Origin of the sequence: Streptomyces sp. NPDC017943 (assembly GCF_044328425.1) — a bacterium.
Taxonomy (GTDB): Bacteria; Actinomycetota; Actinomycetes; order Streptomycetales; family Streptomycetaceae; genus Streptomyces; species Streptomyces djakartensis_A.
Map to the genome: position 1 here is coordinate 95474 of NZ_JBIRHH010000015.1, position 7064 is coordinate 102537.

A 7064-nucleotide genomic window follows, 5' to 3' on the forward strand; every position below is an offset into this window, starting at 1 on the left:
GGGTCCCCGCGCCCGGCGGCCCGACGCCGCTCATGGGAGGCGGCACCTCTCCACGAACCGGCGGGCGACCCCCGGCTCGGCCGCCCAGTGGGTGTGCAGATAGCTGGCGTGCACGGAACGCTGCACGAACCCCTCCACCCGGCGCTCGGCACCGAGCAGGCCCCACGCGGGCTCGGCGCCCGAGCCGGGCTCGACGGCGGTCCGGTGGAACTCGTGCCCCCGCATCCGGGTCCCCGCCGCCGCGAGGACGCTGTCGCCCACGGCCACCGCGTCCCGGTACCCCAGTGTGAGCCGCTCCGTCATCCGCGCCCCGGCGTCCAGCACCCCGCACATCGGCAGGCCGTCCAGCTCCCGGCACAGGTACAGCAGCCCCGCGCACTCGGCGGCCACCGGCGCCCCGCCGTCCGCCAGGACGGCGACGGCCTTGCGCAGCGGTTCGTTGGCCGACAGCTCCGAGGCGTACATCTCCGGGAACCCGCCCCCGATCACCAGCCCGCCCGTCCCGTCGGGCAGTTCGGTGTCCCGCAGCGGGTCGAACGGGACGACCTCGGCCCCGGCGGCCGTCAGCAGTTCGGCGTGCTCGGCGTAGGAGAAGGTGAACGCGGGCCCGCCGGCGACGGCGACCCGCGGCGCGGCGCCCCCCGCCGGCGCGCCGATCCCCGCCCCGGCACCGGACGCACCCCCGGTCCCGGCGCCGGACCGGGCCCCGGCCGTCGCGCCGGGCAGCGTGCCGGTGATCGCCCCGGCCGCGTCCCACGGCGCACAGGACAGGTCGCCCGCCGTGCGCGCCAGCGCGGCCAGCGCGTCCAGGTCGCAGCCGGCCGCCACCTGCGCGGCCATCGCCGCGACGGCCGCCAGGGCCTCCGCACGCCGCTCGGCGACCGGGACCAGACCCAGGTGCCGGGACGGCGTGTCCACCTGCGGTGCCCGCCGCAGCACCCCGAGCACGGGCACCCCGACGTGCTCCAGCGCCTCCCGCAGCAGGTTCTCGTGCCGGTCCGTGGCGACCTTGTTCAGGATCACGCCCCCGACCCGCACCTCCGGGTCCCAGGACACGAACCCGTGCACCAGCGCCGCCACCGACCGGGACTGCGACGACGCGTCCACGACCAGCACCACCGGCGCCCGCAGCAGCTTCGCCACGTGCGCCGTCGAGGCCAGCTCGCCCTGCCCCGCCGCCCCGTCGTAGAGCCCCATCACGCCCTCGACGACGGCGATGTCGCACCCGCGGGCCCCGTGCCGGAACAGCGGACCGACCAGGTCCGGGCCGCACAGGTACGCGTCGAGGTTGCGCCCCACCCGCCCGGTCGCGAGCGCGTGATAGCCGGGGTCGATGTAGTCGGGGCCGACCTTGTGCGGGGACACCGCGAGCCCCCGCGCGGCGAACGCGGCCATGAGCCCCGTGGCCACCGTGGTCTTGCCGCTCCTGGAGGCGGGCGCGGCGACGACCAGCCGGGGGACGGACGAGGACGACGTCACCACTCGATGCCCCTCTGCCCCTTCTGCCCGGCGTCCATCGGATGCTTGACCTTCGACATGTCGGTCACCAGATCGGCGAAGTCGACGAGTTCGGCGGGCGCGTTCCGGCCGGTGATCACGACGTGCTGGGTCCCGGGCCGGTGCCGCAGCACGTCGACGACCTCGGCGGGGTCGATCCACCCCCAGTGCAGCGGGTAGGCGAACTCGTCCAGCACGTACAGCCGGTAGGTCTCCGCCGCCAGGTCCCGCTTGACCTGCTCCCAGCCCTCCCGGGCCTTCTCCTCGTTGCTCGAGTTGTCGCCCTGGAGGCCGCGCTGCACCCAGGACCAGCCCTCGCCCATCTTGTGCCAGGCTACGGAACCGCCCTCGCCGGAGGCGCCGAGCACCTTCAGCGCGTTCTCCTCGCCGACCTTCCACTTCGCCGACTTGACGAACTGGAACACCCCGATGGGCCATCCCTGGTTCCAGGCCCGCAGCGCGAGCCCGAAAGCGGCGGTGGACTTGCCCTTGCCGACGCCCGTGTGCACCATGACGAGCGGCCGGTTCCGGCGCTGACGGGTCGTCAGGCCGTCGTCCGGAACGACACTCGGCTGTCCCTGCGGCATTACGCGGCCCTCCTCGAGGTTCCCTGCACATCCCTGACCAGCCCGGCGATCGAGTCGGCCCGCAGCTCGTCCAACGTCACGGCGGTCCCGCCCAGTTCACCGGCGAGCCGCCCGGCGAGCCCCAGCCGCACCGGCCCCGACTCGCAGTCCACGACCACGGACGCGACACCCTCGGCCGCGAACAGCCGGGCCGCCCGGCCGGCCAGCGCCACGGGCTCCGGGCCACCGGTCGCCCGGCCGTCCGTCACGACCACCATCAGCGGCCGCCGCGCCGGATCCCGCAGCCGCTCCACCCGCAGCACGTCGTGGGCGCGCAGCAGCCCGGCGGCCAGCGGGGTGCGGCCGCCGGTCGGCAGCGTCTCCAGACGGGCCGCCGCCGCGTCCACCGACGAGGTCGGCGGCAGTGCGACGTCCGCGCCCGAGCCCCGGAAGGCCACCAGGCCCACCTTGTCCCGCCGCTGGTAGGCGTCCAGCAGCAGCGACAGCACGGCTCCCTTCACCGCGCCCATGCGCTTGCGGGCCGCCATCGACCCGGAGGCGTCCACGACGAACAGCACGAGGTTGCCCTCGCGGCCCTCGCGGGTGGCCTGCCGCAGATCGTCCCGGCGCACCACCAGACCCGGCCCCGACCTGCCGCGGGAGCGCTGGTGCGGCGCCGCGGCCTGCACGGTCGCCGCCAGGTGCAGCTTGGTCAGCGTGCCGCGCGGCCTGCGGGCCCCGGTCGTGCGCCCCTGCTCGGTCCGCGCCCGGGAACGCCGCCCCGCGGCCCCCTCGCCCAGACCGGGCACGCTCAGCACCTTGGTGCGGAACGGCTCGCCGGCCCCCACGGCCGGCTGCTCGCCGGCCCCGGGCCGCTGCGGCCGTCCCTCCTCGCCGGGCGCGGGGGAGTCCGCCGCGCCGTCGCCCTGCCCGGGTGCGTCGTCCGCGGGCTCGGGCCGGCCACCGCCTCCGCCGTCGGGGCCGCCGCCGGGGCCGTCGGGCTCGTCCGGGCCGCCGCCGGGGCCGTCCGGACCCGGGTCGGGGTCCGGGTCGTCGTCGGAGAACTCCTGGAGGGTCTCGTCCAGCTTGTCCTCGTCCAGACCGGGCGCGTCGAAGGGGTTGCGGCGGCGCCGGTGCGGCAGCGCGAGCAGCGCGGCCTGCCGGACGTCCTCGGCCAGCACGTCCGTACGGCCCGCCCAGGCGGCCAGCGCGGTGGCCGTCCGGGCCATCACGATGTCGGCGCGCATGCCGTCCACCTCGAAGGCCGCGCAGGTCGCCGCGATCTGCCGCAGCGCCCCGTCGCCCAGCCGCACCGACGGCAGCAACTCCCGGGCGGCGGTGATCCGGGCCCGTACCTCGGCCTCCTCGTCGGCCCAGCGCGCGGCGAAGGCGGCCGGGTCGTCGTCGTGGGCCAGCCGGCGCCGTACGACCTCCACCCGCTGGTCGGGGTCGCGGGAGGCGGCGACCTCCACGGTCAGGCCGAACCGGTCGAGCAACTGCGGCCGCAGCTCGCCCTCCTCGGGGTTCATGGTGCCCACCAGCAGGAACCGGGCCGCGTGCCGCACGGAGACGCCCTCGCGCTCCACGTACGAGGCGCCCATCGCCGCCGCGTCGAGCAGCAGGTCGACCAGGTGGTCGTGCAGCAGGTTGACCTCGTCGACGTAGAGGATCCCGCGGTGCGCGTCGGCGAGCAGGCCGGGCTCGAAGGCCTTCACGCCCTCCGACAGCGCCCGCTCGATGTCCAGCGCGCCCACCAGCCGGTCCTCGGAGGCGCCGACGGGCAGTTCGACCATGCGGGCGGGGCGGTGCAGGCCGGCGGTCCCGGGCGCGTGCGGTCCGTCCGGGCAGGCGGGGTCGGGGGAGGCCGGGTCGCAGGAGAAGCGGCAGCCGGGGACGACGTCGACCTGCGGCATGAGCGCCGACAACGCCCGCACGGCCGTCGACTTGGCGGTGCCCTTCTCGCCGCGCACCAGCACACCGCCGACCGCCGGTGACACGGCGTTCAGCAGCAGCGCGAGCCGCAGATCGTCCTGGCCGACCACGGCGGTGAACGGAAACGGGGTGGTCACTGGTCGTCGCCCTCCAAGGTGCCTGTGCGTTCGGGGTGGGTGGCCCGTGGGGCCCGGGGCGCGCCGCTCACGCGGGAGCCCCCGGCGGCACGAAGGGCAGGCCCTTCGGCGGGCCGGACTCGATGAGCCGCCACAACGCGTCGGTGTCCGCGTGCTGTTCGATCAGGTCGCCGAGCCGGTCGAGCTGCTCCTCGCGCAGCGCGGCGAACGAGGTGTCCGGGGCCGGCACGAAACGCCGGCCCGAGGCCGCCGCGACCTCGCGCAGGAACGCCCGGCGGAAACCGTCCGACTCCAGCGAGCCGTGCCAGTGCGTGCCCCAGGTCTGACCGACCCGGCAGCCGTCCAGGAACGGCGTGCCGCCCTGGACGTCGGCGACCCCGTGGTGGATCTCGTAGCCCTCGACGTGCTCCCCGAGGGCCTCGCCGGCCGGCCGGGTGAGGGTCTTCTCGCGTGCGAACCGCACCCGCACGGGCAGCAGTCCGAGCCCGTCGACCTTGCCGCGCCGGCTCTCGACGTCGTCCTCGATGTGCTCGCCGAGGATCTGGAAGCCGCCGCAGATGCCCAGGACGGGCCGCTGCTCGGCGGCCCGGCGGGCCAGCGCGCCGGCGAGCCCGCGCTCGCGCAGCCACTCCAGCGCGCGGACCGTGCCGCGGGTGCCGGGCACGACGACCAGGTCGGCGTCGGCCAGCTCCTCCGGCCGGTCCACGAACCGCACCACGACGCCCGGTTCGGCGGCCAGCGCGTCGACGTCGGTGAAGTTGGACATCAGCGGCACGGCGCACACCGCGACGCGCAGCACGTCCTCGCCGACGGGCGGCGCGACGGCCGACTCGCGCACGGTCCCGCGCAGCGAGACCCGCAGCCCGTCCTCCTCGTCGATGCCCAGCCCGTGCCGGAACGGCAGCACACCGTACGTCCGCCGCCCCGTGAGGCCCTCCAGCATCTCCAGCCCGGGTTCCAGCAGGGTGACGTCCCCGCGGAACTTGTTGACGAGGTACCCGGCGACGCATTCCTGGTCCTCGGGGGACAGCAGCGCCACCGTCCCGAAGAACGAGGCGAACACACCGCCCCGGTCGATGTCGCCGACGACGAGCACGGGCAGCCCGGCGTTCCGCGCGATGCCCATGTTGACGATGTCGGTCCGCCGCAGGTTGATCTCGGCGGGCGACCCGGCCCCCTCGCAGATCACCGCGTCGTACGTGCTCCGCAACTGCTCCAGGCAGTCCAGCACCGTCCCGAGCAGCCGCTGCTGCCGCCCGCCGTGGTAGCCGCGCGCGCTCATCTCCCCGACCGGCTTGCCCAGCAGCACGACCTGGCTGCTCTGCTCGCCGCCGGGCTTGAGCAGCACCGGGTTCATCAGCGCGGCCGGCTCGACCCGGCAGGCCTGCGCCTGCATGGCCTGGGCCCGGCCGATCTCCGCGCCCTCCCTCGTCACGAAGGAGTTGAGCGACATGTTCTGCGCCTTGAAGGGCGCGACCTTGACGCCCTGCCGCACCAGCCACCGGCAGATGCCCGCCGTCACGACGCTCTTGCCCGCGTCGGAGGTGGTGCCGGCCACGAGAAGCCCACCGCGCATGCTCATCTCCCCCTCTTCCTGCGTCGCGCACCGGTCAGCAGCCGGGCACCGGCGCACACCCCGAGCGCGAGCCAGCTCACCCGCCGCGACAGCCGCACGGCCCGTTCCACGTCGTCCGTGACGACGGCACGTCCCCCGGAGTTCAGCACGGGCCGGTGCTCCACCCGCCCGCCGTACGACAGCGTCCCGCCGAGCCGCACCCCGAGCGCCCCGGCGAACGAGGCCTCCACGGGGCCCGCGTTGGGGCTCGGATGCAGCCCCGCGTCGGCGCGCCAGGCCCGTACGGCCCCGCGCGGATCGGGTCCGGCCACGGCCGCGAGCGCGGCGGTCAGGCGGGCGCCCGGCCACCCCGCCACGTCGTCCAGCCGGGCCGACGCCCAGCCGTAGCGCCGGTAGCGGGCGGACTTGTGCCCGACCATGGCGTCCAGGGTGTTCACGGCGCGGAACCCGAGCAGTCCCGGCACCCCGCCGGCGGCTCCCCACACCAGGGCACCCACCACCGCGTCGGAGGTGTTCTCGGCGACGGACTCGACCACGGCCCGGGCGATGCCGTCGGCGTCGAGGGCCTGCGGGTCCCGTCCGCACAGGTGCGGCAGCCGGGCCCGGGCGGCCTCCACGTCCCCGGCCTTCAGGGCCCGGCCGATCGCCGCGGCCTCCCGGGCCAGCGACGTCCCCCCGACCACGGCCCAGGTGGCGGCGCCGGTCAGGGCAACGGAGGCGACGGCGGAACCCCGCACGGCGCGCGCGGCGGCGCACCCGAGAGCGACGGCTCCTCCGGCGCACGCGGCGGTGTGCAGTGCGCCCCACCCGCGGTGGTCCCGCCACAGCACCCGTTCCACGGCGCCCGCGGCCCGCCCGAACGCGGCGACCGGATGCCCGCGACGGGGGTCGCCGAGCAGCAGGTCACCGATCAGGCCGGCGGCGGCGCCGTACGCGAAGACGCGACCGGCACTCATCGGCTCAGCCGGCCGAAGGGGAGGTCGCAGGCGGGGTGTCGGGCCTCGGTCGGCAGCCGCGCATGGGGATGTGTCCTCACTCAGGGTGTCCACGCCCTGGTTCGAAGAGACCGGCGGTGAGAGTTCCTGGCTCCCGGGGCGTCCACCCCGGTGACAGTGGCGGGACCGCGCCGGACTCGCACCGGCTTCCTCTCCTGCCGCCGTATTGGCCCCGGCAGTCCACCACGGCCGCGAACAACCGTCAACTTGCCGTTGACCTGCGGGGGGAGAGTGTGCAGAACCCCACATCCCCCCGGTCACACGCGTGCCGGGGGGGGGGGGGGCCCCCCGCCCCGGGCCCCCCGCGGGGCCCGCCCCGGGGGGGGGGGCGGCCGGCCCCGAGGAGGGAGATGCCCGAGCC

5 protein-coding genes and 1 riboswitch are annotated in these 7064 nt (G+C 76.3%); all 5 genes read right to left on the reverse strand.

Annotated elements, in window-relative coordinates:
- Nucleotides 1-30 precede the first annotated feature (30 nt).
- Entirely contained in the window at nt 31-1482 is a 1452-nt protein-coding gene (locus tag ACH4C6_RS33275; RefSeq protein WP_398112399.1) for a cobyrinate a,c-diamide synthase, read from the reverse strand.
- Nucleotides 1476-2084: a cob(I)yrinic acid a,c-diamide adenosyltransferase gene (gene cobO, locus ACH4C6_RS33280; RefSeq protein WP_398112400.1), complete on the reverse strand. Its 609-nt coding sequence runs from the start codon at nt 2082-2084 to the stop codon at nt 1476-1478. The genes ACH4C6_RS33275 and cobO overlap by 7 nt, the downstream gene beginning before the upstream one ends.
- Nucleotides 2084-4132, reverse strand: a complete 2049-nt coding sequence (locus tag ACH4C6_RS33285) for a putative cobaltochelatase (RefSeq protein WP_398112401.1) — start codon at nt 4130-4132, stop codon at nt 2084-2086. Before ACH4C6_RS33285 ends, cobO begins: the two co-directional genes overlap by 1 nt.
- 67 nt (nt 4133-4199) lie before the next feature.
- Nucleotides 4200-5708 (reverse strand): cobyric acid synthase, encoded by a 1509-nt coding sequence (locus ACH4C6_RS33290; RefSeq protein ID WP_398112402.1) that lies wholly within the window; start codon nt 5706-5708, stop codon nt 4200-4202.
- A gap of 2 nt (nt 5709-5710) precedes the next feature.
- Complete coding sequence (locus ACH4C6_RS33295) at nt 5711-6664, reverse strand: cobalamin biosynthesis protein (protein WP_398112404.1); 954 nt, start codon at nt 6662-6664, stop codon at nt 5711-5713.
- 100 nt (nt 6665-6764) lie between these two features.
- Nucleotides 6765-6903: riboswitch (cobalamin riboswitch) on the reverse strand.
- Nucleotides 6904-7064 lie beyond the last annotated feature (161 nt).

Excerpts from the sequence above, each read along its gene's own strand:
- cobO (WP_398112400.1), bottom strand. The coding sequence starts at position 2,084 with ATGCCGCAGGGACAGCCGAGTGTCGTTCCGGACGACGGCCTGACGACC.
- ACH4C6_RS33290 (WP_398112402.1), bottom strand. The coding sequence starts at position 5,708 with ATGCGCGGTGGGCTTCTCGTGGCCGGCACCACCTCCGACGCGGGCAAG.
- ACH4C6_RS33295 (WP_398112404.1), bottom strand. The coding sequence starts at position 6,664 with ATGAGTGCCGGTCGCGTCTTCGCGTACGGCGCCGCCGCCGGCCTGATC.